25 protein-coding genes and 1 pseudogene are annotated in these 25,625 nt (G+C 63.7%); 10 read left to right on the top strand and 16 right to left on the bottom strand.

Annotated elements, in window-relative coordinates:
• Positions 1–19 precede the first annotated feature (19 nt).
• The 10 genes from LOKO_RS14180 to LOKO_RS14135 form a co-directional block, all read right to left on the bottom strand.
• Entirely contained in the window at positions 20–1,036 is a 1,017-nt protein-coding gene (locus tag LOKO_RS14180) for a 2Fe-2S iron-sulfur cluster-binding protein (RefSeq protein ID WP_066450753.1), read from the bottom strand.
• A gap of 121 nt (positions 1,037–1,157) precedes the next feature.
• A complete protein-coding gene (locus LOKO_RS14175) occupies positions 1,158–1,637 on the bottom strand; it encodes a GlcG/HbpS family heme-binding protein (RefSeq protein ID WP_066450750.1) in 480 nt (159 codons plus the stop codon).
• A gap of 42 nt (positions 1,638–1,679) precedes the next feature.
• On the bottom strand, positions 1,680–3,143 hold the full coding sequence (locus LOKO_RS14170; RefSeq protein WP_235588873.1) for an aldehyde dehydrogenase family protein: 1,464 nt from the start codon (positions 3,141–3,143) through the stop codon (positions 1,680–1,682).
• Positions 3,144–3,236: 93 nt separating this feature from the next.
• A complete protein-coding gene (locus LOKO_RS14165) occupies positions 3,237–3,968 on the bottom strand; it encodes a TenA family transcriptional regulator (RefSeq protein WP_043516801.1) in 732 nt (243 codons plus the stop codon).
• A gap of 429 nt (positions 3,969–4,397) precedes the next feature.
• A complete protein-coding gene (locus LOKO_RS14160; protein WP_066450747.1) occupies positions 4,398–6,005 on the bottom strand; it encodes a gamma-glutamyltransferase family protein in 1,608 nt (535 codons plus the stop codon).
• A gap of 11 nt (positions 6,006–6,016) precedes the next feature.
• Positions 6,017–7,534: a tripartite tricarboxylate transporter permease gene (locus LOKO_RS14155; RefSeq protein ID WP_066450744.1), complete on the bottom strand. Its 1,518-nt coding sequence runs from the start codon at positions 7,532–7,534 to the stop codon at positions 6,017–6,019.
• 16 nt (positions 7,535–7,550) lie between these two features.
• Entirely contained in the window at positions 7,551–8,021 is a 471-nt protein-coding gene (locus LOKO_RS14150) for a tripartite tricarboxylate transporter TctB family protein (protein ID WP_066450743.1), read from the bottom strand.
• Positions 8,022–8,070: 49 nt separating this feature from the next.
• The gene (locus tag LOKO_RS14145) at positions 8,071–9,045 is read right to left on the bottom strand and encodes a Bug family tripartite tricarboxylate transporter substrate binding protein (protein WP_066450741.1); all 975 of its coding nucleotides are present in this window, start codon (positions 9,043–9,045) and stop codon (positions 8,071–8,073) included.
• A gap of 109 nt (positions 9,046–9,154) precedes the next feature.
• Positions 9,155–9,685 carry a chromate transporter gene (locus tag LOKO_RS14140; RefSeq protein ID WP_066452369.1) on the bottom strand — a complete coding sequence of 177 codons (531 nt, stop codon included), beginning with the start codon at positions 9,683–9,685 and terminating at the stop codon, positions 9,155–9,157.
• A gap of 2 nt (positions 9,686–9,687) precedes the next feature.
• Positions 9,688–10,257: a chromate transporter gene (locus LOKO_RS14135; RefSeq protein ID WP_066450738.1), complete on the bottom strand. Its 570-nt coding sequence runs from the start codon at positions 10,255–10,257 to the stop codon at positions 9,688–9,690.
• 152 nt (positions 10,258–10,409) lie between these two features.
• Between LOKO_RS14135 and LOKO_RS14130 the strand changes: the two genes are divergently transcribed.
• Positions 10,410–11,081 (top strand): GntR family transcriptional regulator, encoded by a 672-nt coding sequence (locus LOKO_RS14130; protein ID WP_066450736.1) that lies wholly within the window; start codon positions 10,410–10,412, stop codon positions 11,079–11,081.
• Between the two features lie 13 nt (positions 11,082–11,094).
• Here LOKO_RS14130 and LOKO_RS14125 read toward each other — a convergent pair whose 3' ends face one another.
• Entirely contained in the window at positions 11,095–11,712 is a 618-nt protein-coding gene (locus LOKO_RS14125) for an IMPACT family protein (protein ID WP_066450728.1), read from the bottom strand.
• Positions 11,712–12,182, bottom strand: coding sequence for a LexA family protein (locus tag LOKO_RS14120; protein ID WP_066450727.1), 471 nt, complete (start codon positions 12,180–12,182; stop codon positions 11,712–11,714). Before LOKO_RS14120 ends, LOKO_RS14125 begins: the two co-directional genes overlap by 1 nt.
• A 204-nt stretch (positions 12,183–12,386) precedes the next feature.
• On the opposite strand from LOKO_RS14120, the gene ccmA reads away from it, so the two are divergent.
• The 9 genes and pseudogenes from ccmA to LOKO_RS20295 all read left to right on the top strand — a co-directional run.
• Positions 12,387–13,031: a cytochrome c biogenesis heme-transporting ATPase CcmA gene (gene ccmA, locus LOKO_RS14115; protein WP_066450726.1), complete on the top strand. Its 645-nt coding sequence runs from the start codon at positions 12,387–12,389 to the stop codon at positions 13,029–13,031.
• Entirely contained in the window at positions 13,018–13,758 is a 741-nt protein-coding gene (ccmB, locus tag LOKO_RS14110) for a heme exporter protein CcmB (protein WP_066450724.1), read from the top strand. The genes ccmA and ccmB overlap by 14 nt, the downstream gene beginning before the upstream one ends.
• A gap of 14 nt (positions 13,759–13,772) precedes the next feature.
• Positions 13,773–14,513: a heme ABC transporter permease gene (locus LOKO_RS14105; protein WP_066450722.1), complete on the top strand. Its 741-nt coding sequence runs from the start codon at positions 13,773–13,775 to the stop codon at positions 14,511–14,513.
• Positions 14,513–14,752, top strand: a complete 240-nt coding sequence (ccmD, locus tag LOKO_RS14100) for a heme exporter protein CcmD (RefSeq protein WP_066450721.1) — start codon at positions 14,513–14,515, stop codon at positions 14,750–14,752. Before LOKO_RS14105 ends, ccmD begins: the two co-directional genes overlap by 1 nt.
• The gene (ccmE, locus tag LOKO_RS14095) at positions 14,742–15,272 is read left to right on the top strand and encodes a cytochrome c maturation protein CcmE (protein WP_066450719.1); all 531 of its coding nucleotides are present in this window, start codon (positions 14,742–14,744) and stop codon (positions 15,270–15,272) included. Before ccmD ends, ccmE begins: the two co-directional genes overlap by 11 nt.
• Positions 15,273–15,284: 12 nt before the next feature.
• The gene (locus LOKO_RS14090) at positions 15,285–17,291 is read left to right on the top strand and encodes a heme lyase CcmF/NrfE family subunit (protein WP_066450717.1); all 2,007 of its coding nucleotides are present in this window, start codon (positions 15,285–15,287) and stop codon (positions 17,289–17,291) included.
• On the top strand, positions 17,288–17,815 hold the full coding sequence (locus LOKO_RS14085; RefSeq protein ID WP_066450715.1) for a DsbE family thiol:disulfide interchange protein: 528 nt from the start codon (positions 17,288–17,290) through the stop codon (positions 17,813–17,815). Before LOKO_RS14090 ends, LOKO_RS14085 begins: the two co-directional genes overlap by 4 nt.
• Entirely contained in the window at positions 17,806–18,279 is a 474-nt protein-coding gene (locus tag LOKO_RS14080; protein ID WP_066450713.1) for a cytochrome c-type biogenesis protein, read from the top strand. The genes LOKO_RS14085 and LOKO_RS14080 overlap by 10 nt, the downstream gene beginning before the upstream one ends.
• Before the next feature lie 69 nt (positions 18,280–18,348).
• Positions 18,349–18,498 (top strand): annotated as a pseudogene (locus tag LOKO_RS20295) (class II glutamine amidotransferase); the annotation flags it as partial.
• Positions 18,499–18,837: 339 nt separating this feature from the next.
• Here LOKO_RS20295 and prpD read toward each other — a convergent pair.
• The 4 genes from prpD to prpC form a co-directional block, all read right to left on the bottom strand.
• Entirely contained in the window at positions 18,838–20,322 is a 1,485-nt protein-coding gene (prpD, locus tag LOKO_RS14075; RefSeq protein WP_066450712.1) for a 2-methylcitrate dehydratase, read from the bottom strand.
• Positions 20,323–20,434: 112 nt separating this feature from the next.
• On the bottom strand, positions 20,435–21,625 hold the full coding sequence (gene prpF / locus LOKO_RS14070) for a 2-methylaconitate cis-trans isomerase PrpF (protein ID WP_066450709.1): 1,191 nt from the start codon (positions 21,623–21,625) through the stop codon (positions 20,435–20,437).
• Positions 21,626–21,718: 93 nt separating this feature from the next.
• Complete coding sequence (acnD, locus tag LOKO_RS14065; protein WP_066450706.1) at positions 21,719–24,334, bottom strand: Fe/S-dependent 2-methylisocitrate dehydratase AcnD; 2,616 nt, start codon at positions 24,332–24,334, stop codon at positions 21,719–21,721.
• 111 nt (positions 24,335–24,445) lie between these two features.
• Positions 24,446–25,573, bottom strand: coding sequence for a bifunctional 2-methylcitrate synthase/citrate synthase (prpC, locus tag LOKO_RS14060; RefSeq protein WP_066450703.1), 1,128 nt, complete (start codon positions 25,571–25,573; stop codon positions 24,446–24,448).
• Positions 25,574–25,625: the final 52 nt, after the last annotated feature.

Genomic DNA, 25,625 nt, shown 5'->3' with positions numbered 1-25,625 from the left:
CTCTATGGCCGGTGGGGCGTCATGCCACGCTGTCGTTGAGTTCATGAGTGAAGTTGAAGCTGTCGGAGAAGATCCTCTCCACGCTCAGCCCTCGCTCAGCGAAGTTGGACTTCGCGGCGGCGATCATCGGTGGCGGGCCGCAGAGGTAGGCATCGAACTCGCTGAGGTCGGGGTGGTCCTGGCACACGGCCTCGTGGACAAAGCCGCGTCGTCCCTCCCACTCGGGGTCGGCGTCGGAGAGCACCGGGATATAGTGGAAATGGGGCAGTGTTCTGGCCCAGTGCTGGAGCAGCTCGTCGAGATAGAGATCCTCAGCGCGGCGTACGCCCCAGTAGAGCGTGATGTGCGGCGCGTGGGGCTCATCCTTCAGCGATTCGATGATGCTCTTGACCGGTGCCAGGCCGGTGCCGCCGGCGACCATCAGCAGGCGGTTGGTGCTTTCCGCGTCGTGTCGGAAGGCGCCGAGTGGCAGCTCGACGTCCAGGGTGTCGCCGGGCTGGTAGTGCGTGTTGAGGCGCTCGGTGAAATAGCCGCCCGGTACCCGGCGGATATGGAAATCAAAAAGGTCGCTGCGAGGCGGAGAGGCCATCGAGAAGCTGCGCGGCGTGCCGTCGTCCAGCATGATGTTGAGGTACTGGCCCGGCAGGAAGCGCACCTCGCTGGCGGAGGGGATGCTGAGCACCAGATGGGTCACATCGTGGCTGAGCTTCTCCAGGCTGACGATGGTGGCTTCATGGTAGTCGGGGGGAATATAGCCCGCCGGAAACACGTCTGCGCTGATGGTCAGGTCGCTCTGGGCGACCGCTTGGCAGGCCAGGGCGTAGCCTTCCTGCTCCTCTTCCTCGGAGAGCCCCATGGGCATCTCCTCGTAGGCCACCTGGCCCTCCAGCAGCTTGATACGGCAGGCGCCGCAGCCACCGAAACGGCAGTCATGCACGAGGGGGAAACCTGCCCGCTCGGCCGCATCGAGCAGCGGCTCGCCCGGCTGGACGTCGAAGGTCTCAGCGGTGTCGGCAAGAGTGATTCGGTATGTCATAGCTGCCTCCTGGCGCACACCCTGGCATTGGCATGCCCTTGTGTTTTGGGGGTGTCGGCACCTGGCTTGTCGTTATCATGCGCCGGCAGGGTCGCAGGGCCCTGCCGGCGGAGTCGGGGGATTACTTCTTGATGTCGGCTTCGACCATCACTTCATGACCGGCACCGCTCAGGTGCTCCTGCAGGGCCTGCAGGGCGGCGAGGCCGGCCTTGGTGTCCTGCTCGCCGTTGCCGCCGCTGAGGCCCACGCCGCCGACGACTTCACCATCGACAACGATCGGGAATCCGCCGACGAAGACGGCGAACTTGCCCTCGAAGCTCCACTGGATGCCGAATGCCTCGTTACCGGGCAGGGCGGGGCCATTGGGCGCGGTGTTGAACAGGTGCGTGGAGCGCTTGTGGCCGGCCGCAGTGAAGGCCTTGTTCCAGGCGATCTGCGGGCCGGTGATACGAGCGCCGTTCATGCGCTCCAGTGCCAGCGGATAGCCGCCGTCGTCGACGATGCAGATGCTCTCGAGGACGTTGATCTCCTCCGACTTCCGCTTGGCCGCTTCGACCATCAACTTGGCTTCTTCGAGTTCGAGACGAAATACCTGTTTCATGGGGCTCACCTTGTCGTCAGGTTGTCGTTGTAGGTGCCGCGCTCAGCGGCCGATGTAGACGGTCTTGGTCTGAGTGAAGAAGTCCAGCCCGGCGCGTCCCGACTCGCGGAACGTGGAGGTGCTCGACTGCTTCAGGCCGCCAAAGGGCGCATTGACCAGATTGCCCGTGGTGGTGCGGTTGACCTTGACGGTGCCGGCCTGGATGTCGTTCGGAAAACGCTGGATGTATTCGATATTGCGCGTCACCAGGGCAGCCGCCAGCCCATAGGGCGTATCGTTGGCCTTGGCGATGGCATCGTCGTAGCCGTCGATCTCGATGACCGCTACCACGGGACCGAAGATCTCCTCCTGGGCGATGCGCATCTCTTGCGTCACGTCGCTGAAGATCGCCGGCGATACGTAGAAGCCCTTGTCGTAGTCACCGCCGCTCAAACGCTCGCCGCCGTGGACATGGGTTGCCTCGCGCTTGCCGGTATCGATATAGCCGAGCACGGTGTCGAGCTGCTGGCGGGTGGCGAGTGGACCGATCTGGGTGCCCTTGTCCAAGCCGTTGCCGATCTGCAGTTCCTTGACTCGTTCCACCAGGCGCTCTAGATAGACGGCCTTGATCGAGGGGGCGATGAGCACACGGCTGGTGCCGGTACAGGCCTGGCCCGTGAGCGAGAAGCCACCCTTGATGGTGAGGTCGACGGCCGTGTCGATATCGGCATCGTCGAGTACGATCAGCGGGTTCTTGCCGCCGAGCTCCATCTGGGTGCGCGTCGCCATCGGGGCGCTGCGATGGATCTTCTCACCGGCTGCAGTGGAGCCGGTGAAGGAGATCGCACGTACCACAGGCGCAGCGGTGATTTCTTCACCGATGGCCGATGCGCTGCCGGTAATGAAGTTGAAGACACCTTCAGGGACGCCGGCATGATGCAGCGCTTCCGCCAGGCGATAGGCGATCAGCGGCGCATCCGACGAGGGCTTGAAGACCACGGTGTTGCCGGTGATCAGGGCCGGTGCAATCTTTCTTGCCGGAATCGAGATCGGGAAGTTCCAGGGCGTGATGATGGTTGCCACGCCCAGCGGTTCGCGCTGGGTGTAGACCATCATCTTGGCGTCGTCCTGGGGGAAGGTCTCGCCGGTGATGGTCTGGCCCTCTACGGCGTAGAAGCGCAGGGTCTGGGCCGAGCGGGCGATCTCGTCGCGGCTGTTGGCGAGCAGCTTGCCCTCTTCGCGGGTCAGCTCCTCGGCGAACTGCTCGATATTCTCGACCAGATAATCCGCCGCCTGGTTGAGGATTTTCGCGCGCTTTGAAATGGGGGTGTCCCGCCATGCGGGGAACGCCTTCTCGGCTGCTGCGATGGCCTGCTGGGCATCTTCCGCGGAAGAGGCCTGGAACTGGCCGAGCAGGTCGTCCTGGTCTGCCGGGTTGCGGTTCTCGAAGGTCGAGCTCGAGCCGCAGGGCAACCATTTGCCGTCGATGTAATTGAGAAACTGAGTGACGTTATCCAAGAAGCTCACCTCGTGTGATCATTGGAGCCCTGTCCTGGGATCGATGCCTGCCGGCCTGGGCCGGCAGGCATCGTGCGGAGATACGAACCGAAACGGCTGGTATCAGGCCGCCAGGTCGAGCTCGGAGAGGGGCAGGTCGCTGGCCACGTAGTCGTAGTAGAGTGCCGTGGTGTAGAGCAGGCGCATCTGGGCGCCGATCTCGCAGATCTTCAGGCAGCGCTGCTGCAGTTCGACGGTGTCGGCGTGCTCGAGCACGATCTGATAGCCGCGCTCGCCGTGGATCTCGTCGGAGACGATGTGCAGGTCGAAGAACTCGACCTCTTCATCGGTGAAGCCATACTTGTCGCGCAGGGTCGGGGTCTGCTTGCGATAGATGGAGGGCACCTGGGACTCCAGGCCAACCACAAGGCCGGCCACGGCTACCACCGGGTGCTCGCGCATGGCAACGGCATAGCACCAGCTCTGCAGGCCACGGGTGGTGGGCGACATGTTGTCGGGGTTCTCGACCCGCTCGCGAGTGGTGCCGCAAGCCTCGGCGAAACGGATCAGCAGGTCGGTGTGACGGTCACCGCCGAGCTCTTCCTCATACATGTTCTGCAGCAGGAAGTCCTTGGCCTCGGTGTAGTTCTCCGGGGTGTTGGCGTAGATGTAGGCCAGGTAGTCGGCGAAGGGGCCAACGTAGTGATAGTGGTTCTCGGCCCACTTGGCGAGGTGGGCTCGGCTCAGCTTGCCGCTGGCCCATGCCACGCTGAACGGTGCCTTGTTGGCGCTCTTGCCCTTGATGGCGTCTTCGAGGGCGGTGCGGAATTCGTCACGATTCATCAGTTCGGCCATGGGGATCTCTCCTGGTTGCCTGGGTATTGGCTGTTGCAGCCAATGGCCCGTTTTATTGGTATGCCTACGGGAGTCAGGGAAGTGCAGTGACAGTTGATGTTGTGGGTCTCTGTCTTCCGGTTTGGCTCATGGTATACCAAAAGCCATGTGGCAAGCCTAATTTCAATCCTCCGGCACTGTCAAGGGGTTTTCTGACCTGGATCAAATTTCTGAGTGGGCAGGGTGCGGCATTGCCGCGCAGCAGCGAAGATAACGCCACCCCCAGGCAGTAAAAATCAGGGTTGCCGGCAAGAGGGAGGGTGGCTTGCGAAGTGGGAGAAGGCCGCCGGATTAGGGGGTAAGGCGAGTTGGCCAGGCGCGGGGGAAGGGCGCGGCCACGGCTTGCCATTTCAATATATGGTATACCGGGCCGGCCTTTCTGCGGGTTCGCTACCAGGCCAGCACGGCACTGTCGGTGCGGGGCTCGGTGCCGCCGCACAGTACCCCGCTATCGCTGTTGCGCAGAATGATCTGGCCACGGCCGAAGCTCAGGGTATCCGCCATCTTGACGATGTCATGGCCGCGCCGCGCCAAGGCCTGGGCGAGGTGGTCGGGAAAGTGCGGCTCTACCTCCACTGTCTTGCCCTTGGTCCATTTCCAGCGAGGCAAGTCCAGTGCTGCCTGGGGGTTGAGGTGGTCGTCGAGTATGGCGGTGATCACCTGCACGTGGCCCTGGGGCTGCATGTAGCCGCCCATCACGCCGAACGGCCCCACCGCCTGGCCATTCCTGGTGATGAAGCCGGGAATGATGGTGTGGTAGGTGCGCTTGCCGGGCGCCAGTGCATTGGGGTGCGCCGGGTCCAGGGAGAACCCCCAGCCGCGGTTCTGCAGGCTGATGCCGGTACCAGGTACCACGACGCCCGAGCCGAAGCCCTTGTAGTTGCTCTGGATGAACGAAACCATGTTGCCGTCGCCATCGGCGGTGGCAAGGTAGACGGTGCCGCCCTTGATCGGGTTGCCGTGCTTCGGGTCGAGCGCCTGCTCGCCGATCAGGTCGGCACGCTCAGCGAGATAGTCGTCTGCCAACAGCTGATCCACGCTCGGGCCCATGGCGTTGCCCTCGGTAACGTAGCGAAGGCCGTCGACGTAGCCCAGCTTGGTGGCTTCGATTCGGCGATGCAGGGTCTCCACCGGGTCACGGCCTTCCTCGCCCATGCGCTCGAGCATGCCCAGGGCCTGCAGGGCGATCAGACCACTGCCGTTGGGCGGTATCTCCCAGATGTCATGGCCGCGGTAGCGGGTGCTGATCGGCTCGACCCACTCCGGCTTGTAGGCCGTAAGGTCCTCCTTGCGCAGCAGGCCGCCGTGCTCGCGGAAGAAGGCGTCGATCTTGTCGGCCAGCGCCCCTTCATAGAAGGCGCGTCCCTTGGTCTCGGCAATCGCCCGCAGCGTGCTGGCATGATCCGGGGAGGCCCAGCGCTCGCCGGGGCGCGGGGCACGGCCCTCCGGGGCGAAGGTCTCGAACCAGGGCTTCAGGGCGGGGTTATCGTGGCTGCGATAGATGTCATGGGCCTCCTCCCACATCTGGTTAACGATCGGCGAGACCGGGTAGCCCTCTTCCGCCAGGGCGATGGCCGGGGCCAGCAGATCGGCGAAGGGCAGCTTGCCGAAGCGCTCGGAGAGGGCAGCCCAAGCTGCTGGCGCTCCCGGCACGGTAACCGGCAGCACGCCATACTCGGGGACCCGCTCATGGCCGAGCGCTTTCATCGCCTCGATGGTGGCCGCCTGGGGGGCAGGACCGCTGGCGTTCAAGCCGTGTAGCTTGCCTTCCATCCAGACGATGGCAAAGGCGTCGCTCCCGAGCCCGTTGGAGGTGGGTTCCACTACGGTCAGTGCCGCGGCGGCAGCGATGGCGGCATCCACCGCATTGCCCCCCTGCTGGAGGATCTGCATGCCGACCTGGGCACCCAGGGGCTGTGACGTGGCGACCATACCGCGGCTGCCGAAAGTGGCCATGCGCCGCGATGGGCTCGGATAGAAATGCGCGTCGTGCTGCATAAAAGGCTCCTTTACTGCTCGGGCAGGTTCTTGGCCCTGAGCTGGTTCTGTTGGATCTTGCGGTCCTGATAAAGCGAGAAGATCACCGAGGCTACGGCCAGTGCCAGGAACAGTGCCGACAGCGGGCGGGTCAGGAAGGTCATCCAGCTGTCGTCGAGTTCGAGGGCGCGGAACAGCTGGCGTTCCAGGTTGTTGCCCAGCACTACCCCAAGGATCAGTGGCGTCAGTGGTACCTCGGCCTTCCACAGCAGGTAGCCGATCACCCCGAACACGAACAGTACCCAGATATCGAACAAGTTGTTGTTCAGTGCGTAGGAGCCGATGGCACAAAGCATCAGCACTACGGGCACCAGGATCTCCTGGGGGATCAGCGAAATCTTGGCAAACCAGCGCACCAGCAGCAGCTGGCAGAGCACCATCACCACGGCGCCGATCAGCAGGCTGGCGTAGATGGCGCCGACCAGTACTGGATTCTGCTCGAACATCAGCGGTCCCGGGTTGATGCCGTGCAGGATCAGTACGCCCATCATGATGGCCATGGGCAGGTCGCCGGGAATGCCAAGTGCCAAGGTCGGCACAAAGGCGCCGCCGGCTACGGCACTGTTGGAGGCCTCCGAAGCGACGATGCCGCTGGGGGTTCCCTTGCCGAAGGTTTCCGGGTGGCGGGAGAATTTCTTGGCCTGGTCGTAGCTGATGAAGTTTGCCACCGTACCGCCGGTACCGGGCAGCGCCCCGACCAGGCTGCCGATCAGCGACGAGCGCAGGGTGTTGAGCTTCTGGCCGGCCATGTCCTTGAGGATGAGGCCATAGGGAATGGTCACACTGGTGTCGACGCCCTTGGCCTTGCCCTGTTCGTCGCGCAGCTTCTCGAGGTTACCCATCAGCTGCGAGAAGGCAAAGATGCCGATCATTACCGGGAGGATCTCGAAGCCCGAGCCCAGCGCCGGGATGTCGAAGTCGAAGCGCAGGTTGCTGTTGCGGTCATACCCGACGGTGGTGATCAGCAAGCCCAGGGTGGCAGCCAGCAGCCCCTTGAGCAGCGCACCACTGGAGAGCCCGGCGACCAGAGTCAGGGCAAACACGATCAGCGCGGTGATCTCCCAGGGACGAAAGTTCATGCTGAAGCTGGCGATCAGCGGGCCGAAGAACACCAGCACCGCGACGCTGATAAGGGTGCCGATAAACGAGGCTGCTACGCCAATGCCCAGGGCACGGCCGGGTTCGCCGTTCTGCGCCATGGGGTAGCCATCGTAGACGGTGGTGATCGACGACGGGGTGCCGGGGATTCCCAGCATAACTCCGGAGACGATACCGCCGGAGTAGCCGCCGACGAACACGCCCACCATCAGCGACACGCCGCTGACCGGATCCATGGCAAAGGTGAAGGGAAAGACCACCAGGATGGCCATGGTCACGGTGAAGCCGGGAATGCTGCCACCGATGATGCCGAACAGCACGCCAATGACGATCAGCGCCAGTACCGAAGGGCTGCTGACCTGGCCGAGGGCCTGTAGAAAGAAATCCGCCATGTGTTACTCCCAGGCCTCAGGGCAGCCAGACATTGAGGCCGAAGCGGAAGATCACGAACACCAGCGGCACCAGGGTGCAGCTGACGGCGAGGTTGATGATCCACTTGCGGCGAGAATCGATCCCCAGCAGCAGTCCCAGCGATGTCACCAGGAAGGCCAGGGTGGCAATGATGTAGCCGAGCACCGGAAGCAGCGCGGCATACAGCCCGAACAGCACGAACAGCGAGAACACCGTGCGGTTGTGGCCCAGCCACTCGCCGAAGCTGCGTCGTGGGGCGCTTCGCTCACCGGGGCCGGTGATCAGCGAGCGCACCAGGATCAGCAGCGACAGCAGGCCGGTGACCACCAGCAGGATGCGCGGAAAAAGCGCCGAGCCGTAGGGCTGCCAGGAGGTGGGTGGGCGAATATTGCCCGACTCGACCCACATCACGGCAACGATCAATAGCAGGACCAGCGCCAGGGCGCGGTCCTTGGTAAGTGTCAACATCGCAACGTCTCCCGATCCCCGCCCCGGCAAGCCGGGACAGGGAACTCACTCAGTTCTGGAAGTCGATGTTCTCGGCGGCCGCCGACAGCGCGGCTTCGTTCTCGTCGAGGAACTCGAGATAGTCCTCACCGGCAAGGAAACGCACCACCGAGCCGAACTCGTTCTCGATGCGGCTGCTCACTTCCTCGTTCTCGAGCGCCTGGCCATAGGCCTCGGCGATGGTGTCGAGGACCTCCTGCGGCGTGCCCTTGGGGGCGAAGATGCCGCGGCTGGTGGAGTGATCCATCTCGATGCCCAGTTCGCGCAGGGTGGCGACGTCGGGCATGCTCTCCAGGCGCTCGGGATGGGCGATGCCCAGCGGACGGAAAGTGCCTTCCTCGAAGTACGAACCGCCGGACGGCAGGTTGAACATGGCGAAATCGATCTCTTCTGCCATCAGCGCCGAGACCTGCTCACCGGTATCCGGGTAGCCCACCAGGCGTACGTCGGCCATGTCGATTCCGGCTTCCTGGAAGAACTGTGCCCAGAAGAAGTGGTCGGTGGAACTCGGGATCATGCTGAAGCGCACCTGGCCGGGGTTTTCGCGCACGTAATCGGCGATCTCGTCGGCGCTCTGCACCTCATGGTTGGCATGGGCGGTGGGAATGTTGATGGTCTGGGTCAGCAGCGCGATCGGCTCAAAGGCATCGTAGGAGTAGTCGACGGTGCCGGCCAGCTTGGACAGCGCGATGGTGTCGTGGCTGCCGAGCAAGGTGTAGCCGTCCGGACTGGCATCCTTGACGTTGCGCGAGCCGAGGGTGGCGCCGGCGCCTGCCATGTTGACCGGCACGATTGATTCGCCCAGATGCTGTTCGGCTTCCTGGGAGATCAACCGGAAGATGATATCAGTGGCGCCACCCGGTCCGTAGGGAATGATCAGTCGGATGTCCTGCTCGGGGTAGTCGGCCTGGGCGGTGCCGGACAGGGCAATGCCGGTGGCGAGGCCGAGGGCGGCGAAGGTATGGGTCAGTTTCGTACGCGTCATGATGGAACACCTTGATATTGTTGGTGGTGTGGTAGCTGCCGCTCGCGCCGGGCGAGGCGTCAGCGGGGTGAGCGCGTGCTCCCGCTTTGGGATGTTGTTGTCGAGTGTGTCAACTGAGGAAGAGGCCTCCGTAGACGAGTGCGGCCAGAACCACGAAGGCCGGGTGGGTTCGAAAGCGCAGCAGGGCGATGGCCGCTGCCGTGCCGATGAGCAGGGTATGCAGTAGGCCGGCGCTATCGAGGCCCTCGTTGAAGAAGCTCCAGGTCAACCAGGCCATCATCATGGCGATCACCGGCCGTACCCACTGGCTCATGCGCTGGACGCGGGGTGAATGCCGATGGCGGTAGAGCAGACCCAGCGCGCCCAGCATCAGCAGCAGCGAAGGCACCACCGTGGCGAATATGGCGACCAGGGCGCCGCCGATACCCGCCACGTCATAGCCCACATAGCCGGCCATCTTGGTGGCGATGGGGCTTGGCAGGGCATTGCCCAGCGCCAGGGTCTCGGCAAACTGCTGGGCGTTCATCCAGCCATAGCGGCCGACGACCTCGGCTTCGATCAGCGGAATGATCGCCGGTCCGCCGCCATAGCCGATGATGTTGGGGATGAAGAAAGCCAGGAACAGCTCCCAGTAGACCAGCATCAGGCGTCACCCCGCTTGGGTGTCGGGCGTAGCAGCGCCGCCGCCAGGATGCCGCCGATCACCCAGCCGGGGTGGATGCCGAGCAGGTAGATCAGCGCGCCGGCGACCACCGCCGTGGCCAGGCTCATTGCCCAGCCCAAGGCCAGGCGCGATTTGTTCCAGAAGTCCATGGTCAGTTGCCCCATCATGACCATGACCACGGGGACGACGGCCTGGCCCATGCCGTGGATCCAGGTCACGTGGCGATAGTTGCTGAAGAGGGTCAGCAGCGCGATCATGGCCACGACCATGGGCAGGATGACGGCGGTCACGGCGATGACACAGCCGGCCACCCCGGCTACCCGATAGCCGATGTAGCCAGGCATCTTGGTCGCAATGGGTCCAGGCAAGGTGTTGCCGATGGCCAGGACATCGGCAAATTCCTCGTCGTTCAGCCAACCATGCCGCTTGACCACTTCCTGCTGTACGAGGGGGATCATCGCAGGGCCGCCACCGAAGCCGAGCAGACCGATACGGGTAAAGGCCCAGAGCAGGGCGCTCAGCGGGGCTTCGGGGGGCTGGGGCGTCATGAAAAGACCCTATAATTGTCGGTTATGAAGCGAACTGTTGATTTATTTTTCATTCGTCACTTTACCGTTATAAAATCGATTATTCTTTCCAGGGTAGATTACTCCAGGAAAGAAGGTCAACCTTCGGGCTGTGGCAATCTGAAGGAGGATGCATGGTTATATCCAGGGAAAAGGGGCGTACGACGACCTCCGGGCGCATCTACGACACCCTGCGTCAGGACCTCGTCAACGGACGCTTCGCGGCGGGCGAGAAAGTGTCCATCAGCGCCCTCAAGGAGCACTACGGCGTAGGGCTCAGCCCGCTACGCGAAGCGCTTAACCGGCTCGCCGCCTATGGCTTGCTGGAGCAGGAGAGCCAGCGTGGCTTTCGGGTGCCTCGGCTGGATCGCAGGGAGCTGGATGACATAGCAGAGATGCGTCGCGAACTGGAGGGCATGGCCCTGGAGCGGGCGATCCGCTTCGGTGACGCGGAGTGGGAGTCGGAGCTGCTGGCGGCAGCGCACAGGCTCAAGCGGGCCGACATGGTGCCGGAGGCGGTCGACGAATGGGAGCGATTGCACAACCGCTTCCACCGTACCCTGGTGGCCCCGTGCGGCTCGGTCTGGTTGCTGCGCTTCATCGAGCAACTCCACGACCAGTTCGACCGCTATCGTCGCATGGCGCCGGAAGAGCCCCAGGTGCGACGGGTACTCGATGCCCAGCACGGTGAGCTGGTCACGCTGGCCCTGGAGCGCGACATCAAGGCCGCGAGAGAGCTGATGGACGACCATGTCCAGCGTTCGTATGAAGTGGCTCTGAAAGGGGCGATGACGGGGGCTGATTAGGGGCTGGGTTGACCTAGGTTTCGATCAGGGAGAGATTGCCGCGCAGCCGGGCTTCGAGCGGCCCGAGGTCGACAGCGGTGTCCCGGGGCCAGCCGACGGTGAGTATGACGCCATCGGCGGCGTACTCTGCGGCGGTTACGGGAACCGCCAGGCTCTCGAGCCAGGTGCGGGCCTCGGCTTCGCCGGCGAAGCCGACCTTGAGTCGAAGCGGGCTGCGTTCGGTGACCTGGTGCAGGGGCAGCTCGACCAGGGCCTGGCTCACTGCCTGTGCATAGGCACGGGCCAGGCCGCCGGTGCCGAGCTTGGTGCCGCCGAAGTAACGTATGACCACGCAGCCGACCTGGCCGAGGCCGGCGCCTTCGAGCACCTGAAACATCGGCCGACCCGCAGTGCCGCCGGGTTCGCCGTCATCGGAAAAGCCAATGGCATTCTGCTCGCCCGGTGGGCCGGCGATAAAGGCGCTGCAGTGATGGCTGGCATTGGGGTGGGCCCGGCGGGCTTCGGCAAGCAGGGCGGTAAAGCTTCCCACCCGGGGTGCATGGCAAATCCAGGTGATGAAACGACTCTTCTCGACCTCGGTCTCGGCTTCCCGGTGGGTACCGGCGGGCAGGTCGGGGACCGGATAGCGCATCAGTGAGTGATCTCGTGCTGGCGCACCACGCCCATGACCATGCCCAGCACCTGGATGTCGCTGTTCTTCAGGTAGATGGGGGGCATGCTCTCGTTGGCCGGCTGCAGGCGGACCCCGTTCTTCTCGATATACAGTTTCTTCAGGGTGACCTCCTGCTGGTTGATCAGCACCACGGCGGTTTCGCCATTCTCGGCACTCTCCTGGCGCTCGATGATGATCACATCGCCGTCGAAGATGTTGCAGTCGATCATGGAGTCGCCGCGTACGCGCAGAGCATAGGTGTTGCGGCGTACCATGCAGGAGGGCGCATGAATGGCGCCGATGGTAGGGCAGGCCTCGATGGGCATGCCGGCCGAGACGTCGCCCAGCAGTGGTATCTCGACGAGGTCCTCGCCTTCGACGCGGATCCAGGCCTCGGCCATGGGCAGGTTGGGGCGTCGGTGCAGATAGTGCGTGGAAGCCTGTGGCATGTGGCGTTTCCCCCTCTGATCGACCCTGTGGAAATGTACAGGTATCAAGCATCATAGCAGGCGATGCCTCTCAGGCAAGTTCCCCGGTCAGGAGCAAGCCTTGACCTGCGGCAAGAGTGGCGCCGTGACGCAGGCGGATTACTAGTAGCAAAAGGCCTTTCCGTGTAGCATTTCCAACGAATTTACCATTCCTGGAGAGTGCCGTTGAGCCTGCGTCTGCAAGCGCAAAATCTCGCATGTGAGCGTGATGATCGTTGGCTGTTCCGGGGCCTGGACCTGGACATCCGCGCCGGCGAGATCGTGCGGGTGGAGGGACCCAACGGCAGCGGCAAGACGACCCTGTTGAAGATCCTGTCCGGGCAGCTTGCCGACTACGAAGGCGACCTGTTCTGGGATGATCGTCCCATGCGACAGTCGCGGGACTCCTTCCTGTCGAACCTGCTCTACCTGGGGCATGCCCCGGGGGTCAAGGCGGCGCTGACGCCGCTGGAAAACCTCACCTGGTACCAGGCCATGGCGGGGCAGCCAAAGGATGAGGCGGCACGCTATGCGGCGCTGGAGGATGTCGGCCTGGCCGGTTTCGAGGACCTGCCGGCTGGCCAGCTCTCCGCCGGACAGCAGCGCCGGGTGGCGCTGGCCCGGCTGGTGCTCACGCCGCGCCCGCTATGGGTACTGGACGAGCCCTTCACTGCCATCGACCGCGACGGCGTTGCGGCACTGGAGCAGCGACTTGTCGCCCATGCGCGCCGGGGCGGCTGTGTGCTGGTGACCACTCACCACGAGCTGACGCCCTGTGCCGAGCTGCGCCGTATCCGCCTTGGCGGGGGAGGTCTCGATGCCGGCAACTGAAGGGCTGTTGAACAAGGAGATCCCGGTGGACTTTCACGGGGAACCTGGCGGCGGGTTAGCTGTCGCATTCTGGGCAACGCTCAAGCGCGACCTGGTGCTCCTGCTGCGGCGGCGCAGCGAGGTGATGAACCCGCTGGTGTTCTTCGCCATCGTGATCACCCTGTTTCCGATCGGAATCTCCCCCGACCCACAGCTGCTTGCGGCCATTGCCCCGGGCCTGCTGTGGGTGGCTGCGCTGCTCGCGGCGCTGCTGTCCCTGGACAGCCTTTTTCGGGCCGATTACGACGACGGCTCGCTCGAGCAACTGCTGCTGACACCGCAGCCCCTTGCCTTGCTGGCCCTGGCCAAGGTGGCCGTACACTGGCTGCTGACCGGCTTGCCCCTGGCGCTGATGGCGCCAGTGCTGGGCATCATGCTGGCGCTGCCCGCGGGAAGCTATGGCGTGCTGGCGGTATCACTGGCACTGGGCAGTGCCAGCCTCAGCCTGATTGGTGCCATTGGAGCGGCGCTGACGGTGGGGTTGTCCCGCGGCGGTGTGTTGCTGTCGCTGCTGGTCCTTCCCCTATATATTCCGGTGCTGATCTTCGGTGCCGGAGCCGTACAGGCCGCCATCTTCGGCGACGGTGTCATGGCGCATCTGGCAATTCTCGGCGCGCTGTTGGCGCTCGCCCTGATTCTTGCGCCCCTGGCAATCGCGGCATCGCTGCGCATCAGTATCAACGGTTGAGAGGTTGACTAGGCATGTGGGCCTTCATAAACAAGCTGCGTTCCCCCAAGTGGTTCTATGACATCAGCGCCAGGCTCCAGCCCTGGTTCTGGGCGGCGGCGCTGATTCTCATCCTGGTGGGTAGCGTCTGGGGGCTGGCCTTCGCCCCGGCGGACTACCAGCAGGGCAACAGCTTCCGCATCATCTACGTCCATGTGCCGGCCGCCTTCCTGGCGCAGTCGATCTTCGTGTCCATGGCCATCTCGGCGCTCGCCTTCATGGTCTGGAAGATCAAGATCTGCGACATGGCGGCCGCAATGATGGCGCCGCTGGGGGCGGCCATGACCTTCATCGCGCTCTTTTCCGGCGCCGTCTGGGGCGTCCCCACCTGGGGAACCTGGTGGATGTGGGATGCGCGCCTGACCTCGATGCTTATCCTGCTGTTCCTCTACCTGGGCGTCATCGCCCTGCGCGGCGCCTTTACCAGTCGCGACAGCGCCTCACGGGCGGCCTCCGTGCTGGCCATGGTGGGGGTCATCAATATCCCCATCATCAAGTATTCGGTCGACTGGTGGTACACCTTGCACCAGCCGGCGACCTTCACCATTACCGGCCGTGCCGCCATGCCCATGGAAATGTGGCTGCCGCTGCTGATCATGGTGCTGGGTTTCTACAGTTTCTTCATCGCCCTGACGCTGATGCGCACCCGTAGCGAGATACTGCGCCGGGAAGCCAACAAGCGCTGGGTGCGCGAACTGGCCTGGGAGGCGCCGTAATGTTCTTCGACAGTTTTTCGGAACTCTTTGCCATGGGTGGCCATGCCCCCTATGTCTGGGCAGCCTGGGGCGTTACTGCCGTACTGCTCCTGGGAGCCGTGATACATGCTCGCGCCGAGCGCCGTCAGCTGCTGAATCAACTGCAGCGTCGCGTCCGTCGCGAAAGTCGCCTGGCGGGCCGTTCCGCCGAGGCGCAACCGATTCAAACTAGCAGGGGTGGAGGCACCAATGAGGCCTAAGCGTAAGCAGAAACTGTTCATGGTACTGGGGCTCGTGTCGCTCTCGGCGATCGCCATAGGGCTGACGCTCTATGCGCTTCGAGCCAATATCAACCTCTTCTTCAGCCCGATCGAGATCGCGGCGGGGGACGCGCCCTTTGAGCGCCAGATCCGTGCCGGCGGCATGGTCAGGGAGGGCAGCGTGGAGCGTAACCCGGATAGCCTGGACGTGGAGTTCACTGTCACCGACTATGTCGAGGACCTGCGTGTCTCCTACAGTGGTATCCTTCCCGACCTGTTTCGCGAGGGCCAGGGTGTGGTAGTCGTCGGTCAGTTGAAGCAGGATGGCATGTTCCGTGCTGACCAGGTGCTCGCACGCCACGACGAGAACTACATGCCGCCCGAGGTGGCCGACGCGCTTGAGGCGGCCGGCTATTCTCCCGCCGACTTCCAGACCAAGGCCGCCAAGGTGGCAAAGCGCGTCGAGGAACAGGAGTCAGGCGAAGGCGATAGCCAGAGTCAAAGCCAGAGCCAGTACTGATCCGGAGTAACCATGTCGATCCAGATGATTCCCGAAATCGGCCATTTCGCCCTGGTCATCGCCCTGCTGCTGGCGGTGGCCCAGACGGCAATGCCTCTGGCCGGTGCCACGCTGCGCCGGCCGCTGCTGATGGCCTATGCCCGCCCCATGGCAAGCGGACAGTTCCTGTTCGTGGCGATTGCCTATGCCGCACTCACGGCGAGCTACATGCTGGACGATTTCAGCGTGGCCAACGTGGCCAACAACTCCAACTCCATGCTGCCCTGGTACTACAAGTTCAGCGCCGTATGGGGCAACCATGAAGGTTCGGTGCTGCTGTGGAGCCTGATGCTGGCCGGCTGGGGCTTCTTTGCCGGCCGCTACTCCCGTGAGCTGCCGCGCGATATGGTGGCCCGGGTCCTCGGTGTGCTGGGGGCGGTCTGTGTCGGCTTCCTGCTGTTCATCCTGATCACCTCCAACCCCTTCGAGCGGCTGCTGCCCCACGTGCCCCAAGATGGCGCCGACCTCAATCCGCTGCTGCAGGACATCGGCCTGATCCTGCATCCGCCGATGCTTTACATGGGGTACGTCGGTTTCTCGGTGGTCTTCGCCTTTGCCATCGCCGCACTGCTGGGTGGTCGCCTGGATGCCGCCTGGGCCCGTTGGGCGCGGCCCTGGACCAATCTGGCCTGGGCATTCCTGACCATCGGTATTGCCCTGGGCAGCTGGTGGGCCTACTACGAACTCGGCTGGGGCGGCTGGTGGTTCTGGGACCCCGTCGAGAATGCCTCGCTGCTGCCATGGCTGACGGGCACCGCCCTGATGCACTCCCTGGCGGTGACCGAGAAGCGCGGCTCCTTCAAGAGCTGGACGCTGCTGCTGGCGATCACCACCTTTTCGCTGTCGCTGCTGGGCACCTTCCTGGTGCGCTCGGGGGTGCTGACGTCGGTACACGCCTTCGCCAACGATCCGTCCCGCGGCTTCTTCATCCTGGTGTTGCTGGGTATCACCGTGGGGATATCGCTGCTGATCTTCGCCCTCCGCGCGCCGCGGGTCAGCCACAAGACCAGCTTCAACTGGCTTTCCCGTGATGCCCTGCTGCTGATCAACAACATCATGCTGGTGATCATCACCGTCACCGTGCTGATGGGTACCGTCTATCCGCTGCTGCTCGACGCCCTCAACCTGGGCAAGATCAGCGTGGGCCCCCCGTACTTCAACGCCCTGTTCGTGCCGCTCACGGTGATCATGTGCATCTTCATGGGACTCGGCCCCATCGCACGCTGGAAGCAGACCGAGGTCCGCTCGCTGGTCAAGCGGCTCTGGCTCGCCGGTGTCGCAGCGCTGGTGATCGGCGTCACCATGCCCTTCATCTTCGGGCAGGAGTGGAACGCCTGGGTCGCTATCGGCCTGGTAACCGCCATGTGGATCGTGCTGCCGATGTTCCGGGACATCTATGAAAAGACCCGGCATGCATCGACGCGCATCGCCGGACTCAAGAAGCTGTCCCTGGCCTACTGGGGCATGCAGCTTGGCCATCTTGGCGTGGCGGTGACCATCATCGGCGTGGCGGTGGTCTCCAACTACAACATCGAGCGCAACGTGCGCATGGGCGTGGGGGACAGCGCCCAGGTCGCGGGCTACACCTTCACCATGACCGAGCTCACCAGCCGTCGCGGCGCCAATTTCCTGGCCGACCGGGCGGTGATCGAGGTTCAGCGTGATGGCAGCAGCCGCAGCTTCACCATGAACCCCGAAAAGCGCCTCTACATCGCCCGCGGCATGCCCATGACCCAGGTCGCGCTGCGCCCCGGCCTGTTCCGTGACCTCTACGTGGCCATGGGCGAGGACCTCGGCGACAACACCTGGGCGATGCGGGTGCAGTACAAGCCCTTCGTGCGCTGGCTCTGGCTGGGTGGCCTGCTGATGGCCGGTGGCGGCATCCTTGCAGTGGCCGATCGCCGCTATCGGCGCCTGGCCACGTCGGAGGATCCGGAAATGGCACCGGGGCCCGCGGCGTCGAAGGAGGCCACGGCATGACGCGGCGCCTGATACTGCTGTTGCCACTGATCGGCTTCCTGGTGCTGTCGGTGTTTCTCTACCAGGGGCTGTCGCTGAACCCGTTCCACCGCGACTCCGCGCTGATGGCCCGGGACTTCCCGGCCTTCAACAAGGAAACCCTGAAGGATCCGGAGCAGCGGGTGGATGAGTCGCTGTTCCTGGGCCAGGTCACCCTGGTGAACGTCTGGGGCGAGTGGTGCCCGGAGTGCAAGCGCGAGATGCCCCAGCTGCTCGACCTGGCCGATCGCGGCATCCGCCTGGTGGGGATCAGCTACAAGGACACCCGCGAGAAGGGCATGGGTTTCCTGCAGGACTTCGGCGACCCCTTCGAAGTCAATATCTTCGATCCGGAAGGCGACCTGAGCTTCGAGCTCGGTGTCTACGGGGCGCCCGAGACCTTCCTGGTGGATCGCGAAGGCATCATCCGCTATCACCACACCGGCTATATCTCGCCGGAAGACATTCGTAAACACATCCTGCCGGAGGTGGGAAAATGGCAGTGATTCGACTGACCCTCACTGGTTTCCTTTTGCTGCTGATGGCCGGCATGGTGCATGCCGGAGCCATCGAGGTAAGGGAATTCGACGACCCGGTCATGGAGCAGCGCTATCGTAGCCTGACCGCCTCGCTGCGCTGTCCGACCTGCGAGAACCAGGCCATCAACGACTCCGACGCGCCGGTCTCCCGGGACATGCGTGACCGGGTCTACGAAATGCTGATGGCCGATAGGGCAGACATGGAGATTCGCGACCACATGGTCGAGCGTTTCGGCAACTATGTGCTCTACAATCCGCGCCTGGAAGGCCGCACCTACCTGCTTTGGGGGCTGCCGGCCGGGCTGGTGGTGCTCGGCGGCATTCTGGTAGTGCTGGTGGTGCGCGCCCGGCGAAACGCCTCGGCCCGCGCCCTGAGCGTCGAAGAGCGTGCGCGTCTCGACGCCCTGATCAATCGCGGGAGAACCCCATGAGTCTTTTGTGGCTGGCCTTTGCTATCCTCCTGCTGCCCGCGCTGTGGTTTCTGGTGGCTCCCCTGCGGCGGGCGCGCCTGGTGCTATGCCCATAATGGCCAGCTCGAGGGTTGGCAGGCGCTGCCGCTGAATTTCTATCGTCCGGTGGGCGATACCGACAGCGAGCATGCTTTCTGCTGGCTGCTGGCCGAACTGCGCCATCGCTTCCCCGATGCCCCTCGGCAGGGCGAGNGGCCTCACCGGGGTGATTTTGCCGCGAAGCGCCGCTCTTGCCGGCTGCCTTCAGCGTGGCGTGCATTCTACCGTCTCCGGCGCTTCTGTCAATCGCGAATCTCATCAGCCGATCCGGAAAAACCAAACAGAAACAAGCACTTTCTCCACTTCCACTGCCGATAACGTTTGCCCGTTGCCGGCAGCGGATGCGTACTTTACTCATTACCGGAGCTGTGCACAACCCCTGGCCGTCAAAAAACTATAGTCCACTCTGCCGGAGCCTTCCATGACCATCATCAAGTCTTTCGACGACCCGGTGGAAATGCAGCGCAGCAGCATTGCTGGTCAGATCACCCACAGGTCGACGAACTGATGCACCGCGGTCTTTTCGAGCCGAGGCTGGTCGCGACACAGCTCGAATATCCGAGCGGTACGCCCCGGAGGGAACCGCGTGGCCAGATTGCGCCTGAACTTCTCCTCCAGCACGGTGATGCCTTCGGAGCGACGCCGACGGTGCCCGATCGGGTACTCGACCTCGACCTTGTCGGTGGCACTGCCATCCTTGAAGAAGACCTGGATGGCGTTTGCTATCGAGCGCTTCTCGGGGTCGTGATAGTCGCGTGAATAGCGCGGGTCCTCGACCACCTCCATCTTGGCGCGCAGCTCATCGATGATGGGATGCGCCGCGTGGAAGTCGTCCTCGTAATGCTCGGCCACCAGACTACCGAAGGCGAGCGGCACCGCGGTCATGTATTGCAGGCAGTGGTCGCGATCGGCCGGGTTCGCCAGGGCGCCGGACTTGGAGATGATGCGGATCGCCGAATCGTGGGTGGTCAGTACGATCCTGTCGATTTCACCCAGTCGATCCTTCACCTGCGGATGCAGGGTCACGGCGGCTTCGCAGGCGGTCTGGGCATGGAATTCGGCCGGAAAGGAGATCTTGAACAGCACGTTTTCCATGACATAGCTGCCGAAGTCACGCTGGAAGGTGAACTTGCGCTCCTCTTCCGGCTTGGTCGCCAGGTCCTTGTTGGTATGGCTGAACAGCACGTCATAGAAACCCCACTGCGGGGCGGACAGCGCTCCCGGCACGCCCATCTCGCCGCGCAGGGCGATATCGGCAAGGCGCACCCCGCGGGAGGTGGCGTCGCCGGCGGCCCAGCTTTTTCGCGACCCGGCGTTGGGGGCATGACGATAGGTACGCAGGCTCTGGCCATCGACCCAGGCGTGGGACAGTGCGGAGAGTATCTGCTCCCGATCGGCACCCATCATCCTGGCTGTCACGGCAGTAGAGGCCACCTTCACCAGCACCACATGATCGAGACCGACGCGATTGAAGGAGTTGTCCAGCGCAAGGACACCCTGGATCTCATGCGCCATGATCATGGCTTCGAGTACGTCGCGCATGGTCAGCGGCGCCTCTCCCATGGAAACGCGTTTCTGAGAGAGATGATCCGCCACCGCCAGGATGCCCCCCAGGTTGTCGGAGGGGTGCCCCCACTCCGCGGCCAGCCAGGTATCGTTGTAGTCGAGCCAGCGCACGATACAGCCGATATCCCAGGCCGCCTTGACCGGGTCGAGGCGAAAGGATGTGCCCGGCACCCGAGCGCCGTGGGGCACCATGGTGCCTTCGACGAGCGGGCCCAGGTGTTTGGTGCACTCAGGAAAACGAAGGGCCAACAGGCCGCAGCCCAGCGTATCCATCAGGCAGTTGCGGGCCGTATCCCAGGCTTCGGCGCTATCGACCCGGTAGTCGAGAACATAGTCGGCAATTTTCTGCAGCTCGATGTCGTAGTCCGGGCGCACATTGGCTTCCACGGTGCTGCTCATGATGGTCTCCTGTTTCGACGTTGAATCCATGCCTTCACTATAGAAAACGCCCCGGGTCCTGCGACCCGGGGCGTACTTCAATGAAGTCTTTCAGCAATAGGTCCATGCTTTTCTAGAAGCTGTCGCCGGGCACTCGTATATGGCCTTCCATCAGCACCCGTGCACTGCGGCTCATGATCGCCTTGGTCACCGCCCAGTCGTTGCCCACGCGCGTGGCTTCGGCGCCAACCCGCAGGGTGCCCGAGGGGTGGCCGAAGTGCACCGAGGTGCGATCCCCGCCACCCGCCGCAAGGTTGACCAGCGTTCCCGGAATCGCCGCGGCGGCACCGATGGCAACGGCGGCCGTGCCCATCATGGCGTGGTGCAGCTTGCCCATGGAGAGCGCACGCACCAGCAGATCCACATCGCTGGCCTTGACCGCCTTGCCGCTGGAGGCGATGTAGTCCACCGGCTTGGCGACGAAGGCCACCTTGGGCGTGTGCTGACGGTTGGCTGCCTCGTCGATATGCTGGATGAGCCCCATGCGCACCGCACCATGGGCGCGAATCGTCTCGAACATCGCCAGCGCATCGGGATCACCGTTGATGGCGTCCTGTAGCTCATTGCCGGTGTAGCCGATGGCTTCCGCGTTGATGAAGATGGTCGGGATGCCGGCGTTGATCAGGGTCGCCTTCAGTACGCCCCCTTTCACCACGTCAGCCGGCACCTCGAGATCGTCCACCAGGTTGCCGGTAGGGAACATCGCGCCTTCACCGTCGGCCGGGTCCATGAACGCCACCGGCACCTCCGCCGCAGGAAAGGTGACGCCGTCGAGTTCGAAGTCACCGGTCTCCTGCACGGCGCCGTCGGTCATCGGTACCTCGGCGATGATGGTCTTGCGAATATTGGCCTGCCAGATGCGCACCGTGGCGATGCCGTTGTGCGGTACCCGTGCCGGGTCCACCAGGCCGTTGCTGATGGCGAAGGGCCCCACCGCCGCCGACAGGTTGCCGCAGTTGCCGCTCCAGTCGACGAAAGCCTTGTCGATGGATACCTGGCCGAACAGGTAGTCGACATCGTGGTCCGGCTGGGTGCTCTTCGACAGGATCACCGTCTTGCTGGTACTGGAGGTCGCCGCCCCCATGCCGTCAATCTGCTTCTGGTAGGGATCGGGGCTGCCGATCACCCGCATCAAGAGCCTGTCCCGCGCCGCGCCGGGAGCCTGGGCCGCTTCGGGGAGATCCTGCAGGCGAAAGAACACCCCCTTGCTGGTACCTCCACGCATATAGGTGGCGGGGATTCTGATCTGGGGAGCATGTGCCATGAACAGCGCTTCCTTGAGAAAGTAAGGGTAGAGACAGATCGACCCGGACCTTGTTTGGGGCCGGGTCGATAGGGTCCGTCAGACTGTCAACGCTCAGCCGACCGCTTCGACCTCGGACTCGAGGAAGTCCTTGGCGAAGCGCTGCAGCACGCCGCCGGCTTCGAAGATCGAGAGCTCCTCGGCGGTATCGAGACGGCAGGTCACCGGCACTTCCACGCGCTCGCCGTTCCTGCGGTTGATCACCAGCGTCAGGGTGGCACGGGGCCTCGGTTCGCCCACCACATCGAAGGTCTCGGTGCCGTCGATAGCCAGCGTCTTGCGCGTGGTACCCGCTTCGAACTGCAGCGGCAGCACCCCCATGCCGATCAGGTTGGTACGGTGAATACGCTCGAAGCCTTCCGCGGCGATGGCCTCCACCCCGGCCAGACGCACGCCCTTGGCCGCCCAGTCACGGGAAGAGCCCTGGCCGTAGTCGGCACCGGCGATGATAATCAGTGGCTGCTTGCGCTCCATGTAGGTCTCGATCGCCTCCCACATGCGGGTGACCTTGCCGTCCGGCTCGACCCGCGCCAGCGACCCCTGCTTCACCGCACCGTTCTCCTGCACCATCTCGTTGAGCAGCTTGGGATTGGCGAAGGTGGCGCGCTGGGCCGTGAGGTGGTCGCCCCGATGGGTGGCGTAGGAGTTGAAGTCCTCCTCCGGCACGCCCATCTTGTGCAGGTACTCACCCGCCGCGCTGTCCATCATGATGGCATTCGATGGCGACAGGTGATCGGGGGTGATGTTGTCGCCGAGTACCGCCAGGGGACGCATGCCCTTGAGCGAAAGCTCGCCGGCCAGGGCACCCTCCCAGTAGGGCGGACGGCGGATATAGGTGCTCTGGGGCCGCCAGTCGTAGAGCGGGCTCACCTGGGCCCGCGCGCCCTTGTCCACATCGAACATCGGGATATAGGTCTCGCGGAACTGCTCGGGCTTCACGCTGGCCTTGACGATGGCATCGATCTCTTCGTCGCTGGGCCAGATATCCTTCAGCGTGATGGGCTTGCCATCCTGGTCGAAGCCCAGCGCGTCCTTCTCGATGTCGAAGCGAATGGTGCCTGCAATGGCATAGGCCACCACCAGCGGAGGCGAAGCCAGGAAGGCCTGCTTGGCGTAGGGGTGGATCCGGCCGTCGAAGTTGCGGTTACCCGACAGCACCGCCGTGGCATAGAGGTCGCGGTCGACGATCTCCTGCTGGATCACCGGGTCCAGGGCGCCGCTCATGCCGTTGCAGGTGGTGCAGGCAAAGGCCACCACGCCGAAGCCGAGGTCTTCCAGCTCGGGCAACAGCCTGGCCTCTTCCAGGTACATCTTGACCGTCTTGGAGCCCGGCGCCAGGGAGGACTTCACCCAGGGCTTGCGGGTCAGCCCCAGCTTGTTGGCGTTACGGGCGATCAAACCCGCGGCCACCATGTTGCGCGGGTTGCTGGTGTTGGTGCAACTGGTGATGGCAGCGATGATCACCGCCCCATCGGGCATCTTGCCCGCCTCGTTTTCCACCGTGCCGCTGATGCCACGGGACGCCAGTTCCGAGGTGGGCAGCAGGGCATGGGGGTTGGAGGGACCGGCCAGGGTACGGGGTACCGAGGAGAGGTCGAAGGTCAATACCCGCTCATACTCGGCCTTTTCCAGGCTGTCCGCCCACAGGCCGGTCTCCTTGGCGAAGCGCTCCACCAAGGCGACCTGGTCGTCCTCGCGGCCGGTCAGCCTGAGGTAGTCGATGGTCTGCTCATCGATATAGAACATGGCGGCAGTGGCGCCGTACTCCGGAGTCATGTTGGAGATGGTGGCCCGGTCGCCCACGGTCAGGCTCGAGGCCCCTTCACCGTAGAACTCCAGGTAGGCACCCACCACCCGCTCGCGACGCAGGAACTCGGTCAGCGCCAGCACCATGTCGGTACTGGTGATGCCCGGCTGCAGCTTGCCGGTCAGTTCGACACCGATGATATCCGGTAGACGCATGTAGGAGGCACGCCCCAGCATCACGCTCTCGGCTTCCAGGCCACCCACACCGACGGAGATCACGCCCAGGGCATCGACCATTGGCGTGTGGCTGTCGGTACCGACACAGGTATCGACGAAGGCGACACGTCTTCCCTTCTCGTCTGGGCGAACCTGAACCACCGGCGACATCTTCTCCAGGTTGATCTGGTGCATGATGCCGTTGCCGGGGGGAATCACATCCACATTCTCGAAGGCGGTCTTGGTCCAGTTGATGAAGTGGAAGCGGTCGTCGTTGCGCCGATCCTCGATGGCGCGGTTCTTCTCGAAGGCATCCTTCTCGAAACCGGCATGCTCCACGGCCAGCGAGTGGTCGACGATCAGCTGGGTCGGCACCACCGGGTTGACCTTGGCCGGGTCGCCACCCTTGGCGGCAATGGCATCGCGCAGGCCGGCCAGGTCGACGAGCGCCGTCTGGCCGAGGATGTCATGGCACACCACCCGAGCCGGATACCAGGGAAAATCCAGATCGCGCTTGCGCTCGATCAGCTGCTTCAGCGAATCCGTCAGCATCGCGGGGTCGCAGCGGCGCACCAGGTTTTCGGCCAGCACCCGCGAGGTGTAGGGCAGCGTGTCATAGGCACCGGGCTGGATCGCATCGACGGCGGTGCGCACGTCAAAATAATCCAGGTCAGTGCCGGGCAGGGGTTTGCGATAGTCGGTATTCATGGCGTCGGGCATCCGTCGAGTCGGGCTCAGAGGCGCTGGATGGGCATTCGCCCACCTCTGCTAAGAGGGACAAGGCGACGGCCGTGGGGAGGCCGCCGCCACTTGCGCAGATCAGTCGCGCTGTTCGATAGGCACCCACTCGCTCTTCTCGGGGCCGATATAGTCAGCGCTGGGTCGGATAATGCGATTGTTGGCCCGCTGCTCAAAGACATGGGCGCACCAGCCAGTCACACGCGAGCAGACGAAAATCGGTGTGAACAGCTTGGTGGGGATGTCCATGAAATGATAGGCGCTGGCGTGGAAGAAATCCGCGTTGCAGAACAGCTTCTTCTCGCGCCACATGACGTCCTCGACCCGCACGGAGACTGGATAGAGCACGGTGTCGCCCACATCCTGGGCCAACTTCTCCGACCACTCCTTGATGATGGCGTTACGCGGATCGGACTCGCGGTAGATCGCGTGCCCGAAGCCCATGATCTTCTCCTTGCGCTCGAGCATGCCCATGATTTCGCGCTCGGCCTCTTCCGGCGACTTCCAGTTCTCGATCATGTCCATGGCCGCCTCGTTGGCACCGCCATGCAGCGGACCGCGCAGGGAGCCGATGGCACCTGTCACGCAGGAGTGCATGTCGGAGAGGGTCGAAGCACAGACGCGCGCGGTGAAGGTCGAAGCGTTGAACTCATGCTCCGCATAGAGGATCAGCGAGACATTCATCACGCGGGCGTGCAGTTCGGAAGGCGCTTCACCACGCAGCAGGTGGAGGAAGTGGGCGCCCACCGACTCGTCGTCGGTTTCGGTCTCGATGCGTACCCCGTCGTGGGAGTAGCGATACCAGTAACAGATGATCGAGGGCAGCACCGCCAGCAGCCGGTCGGAGACATCCTGCTGTTCGTCAAAGTTCTGCTCGGTCTCGAGGTTGCCCAGCATGGAGGCACCGGTACGCATCACATCCATGGGATGGGCATTGGCCGGAATCTGCTCGAGCACGGCCTTGAGCGCCTCAGGCAGGCCACGCAGGCCCTTGAGCTTGGTGATATAGGCATCGAGTTCGGCCTGGTTCGGCAGCTTGCCCTTGAGCAGCAGGTAGGCCACTTCCTCGAAGCGCGCCTTCTCGGCCAGTTCCTTGACGTCAAAGCCACGGTAGGTCAGGCCCGAGCCGGTCTTGCCGACGGTGCACAGTGCCGTGGTGCCGGCGCTCTGGCCGCGCAGGCCGGTACTGCTGACGGGTTTATCTGACATGTCGCGTCTCCTGTATTAGTCGGTCTTGCGTCTTTTATATGTGATGGGCGCC

It is taken from the genome of Halomonas chromatireducens (assembly GCF_001545155.1).
Classification (GTDB): domain Bacteria; phylum Pseudomonadota; class Gammaproteobacteria; order Pseudomonadales; family Halomonadaceae; genus Halomonas; species Halomonas chromatireducens.
Note: the sequence above shows the minus strand (reverse complement) of the source record. Positions and strands in the feature narration are given on the sequence as shown.

Bases quoted from the DNA above. Each gene is read 5' to 3' on its own strand.
- LOKO_RS14160 (WP_066450747.1), bottom strand. From the start codon at position 6,005: ATGCAGCACGACGCGCATTTCTATCCGAGCCCATCGCGGCGCATGGCC.
- LOKO_RS14135 (WP_066450738.1), bottom strand. From the start codon at position 10,257: ATGACGCCCCAGCCCCCCGAAGCCCCGCTGAGCGCCCTGCTCTGGGCC.
- LOKO_RS14180 (WP_066450753.1), bottom strand. From the start codon at position 1,036: ATGACATACCGAATCACTCTTGCCGACACCGCTGAGACCTTCGACGTC.
- prpD (WP_066450712.1), bottom strand. From the start codon at position 20,322: ATGAGCAGCACCGTGGAAGCCAATGTGCGCCCGGACTACGACATCGAG.
- LOKO_RS14130 (WP_066450736.1), top strand. From the start codon at position 10,410: ATGGTTATATCCAGGGAAAAGGGGCGTACGACGACCTCCGGGCGCATC.
- prpC (WP_066450703.1), bottom strand. From the start codon at position 25,573: ATGTCAGATAAACCCGTCAGCAGTACCGGCCTGCGCGGCCAGAGCGCC.
- LOKO_RS14090 (WP_066450717.1), top strand. From the start codon at position 15,285: ATGTCGATCCAGATGATTCCCGAAATCGGCCATTTCGCCCTGGTCATC.
- LOKO_RS14145 (WP_066450741.1), bottom strand. From the start codon at position 9,045: ATGACGCGTACGAAACTGACCCATACCTTCGCCGCCCTCGGCCTCGCC.
- LOKO_RS14150 (WP_066450743.1), bottom strand. From the start codon at position 8,021: ATGTTGACACTTACCAAGGACCGCGCCCTGGCGCTGGTCCTGCTATTG.
- LOKO_RS14175 (WP_066450750.1), bottom strand. From the start codon at position 1,637: ATGAAACAGGTATTTCGTCTCGAACTCGAAGAAGCCAAGTTGATGGTC.
- LOKO_RS14120 (WP_066450727.1), bottom strand. From the start codon at position 12,182: ATGCCACAGGCTTCCACGCACTATCTGCACCGACGCCCCAACCTGCCC.
- LOKO_RS14085 (WP_066450715.1), top strand. From the start codon at position 17,288: ATGACGCGGCGCCTGATACTGCTGTTGCCACTGATCGGCTTCCTGGTG.
- ccmB (WP_066450724.1), top strand. From the start codon at position 13,018: ATGCCGGCAACTGAAGGGCTGTTGAACAAGGAGATCCCGGTGGACTTT.
- LOKO_RS14080 (WP_066450713.1), top strand. From the start codon at position 17,806: ATGGCAGTGATTCGACTGACCCTCACTGGTTTCCTTTTGCTGCTGATG.
- prpF (WP_066450709.1), bottom strand. From the start codon at position 21,625: ATGGCACATGCTCCCCAGATCAGAATCCCCGCCACCTATATGCGTGGA.
- ccmE (WP_066450719.1), top strand. From the start codon at position 14,742: ATGAGGCCTAAGCGTAAGCAGAAACTGTTCATGGTACTGGGGCTCGTG.
- LOKO_RS14155 (WP_066450744.1), bottom strand. From the start codon at position 7,534: ATGGCGGATTTCTTTCTACAGGCCCTCGGCCAGGTCAGCAGCCCTTCG.
- ccmD (WP_066450721.1), top strand. From the start codon at position 14,513: ATGTTCTTCGACAGTTTTTCGGAACTCTTTGCCATGGGTGGCCATGCC.
- LOKO_RS14165 (WP_043516801.1), bottom strand. From the start codon at position 3,968: ATGGCCGAACTGATGAATCGTGACGAATTCCGCACCGCCCTCGAAGAC.
- acnD (WP_066450706.1), bottom strand. From the start codon at position 24,334: ATGAATACCGACTATCGCAAACCCCTGCCCGGCACTGACCTGGATTAT.
- LOKO_RS14125 (WP_066450728.1), bottom strand. From the start codon at position 11,712: ATGCGCTATCCGGTCCCCGACCTGCCCGCCGGTACCCACCGGGAAGCC.
- LOKO_RS14105 (WP_066450722.1), top strand. From the start codon at position 13,773: ATGTGGGCCTTCATAAACAAGCTGCGTTCCCCCAAGTGGTTCTATGAC.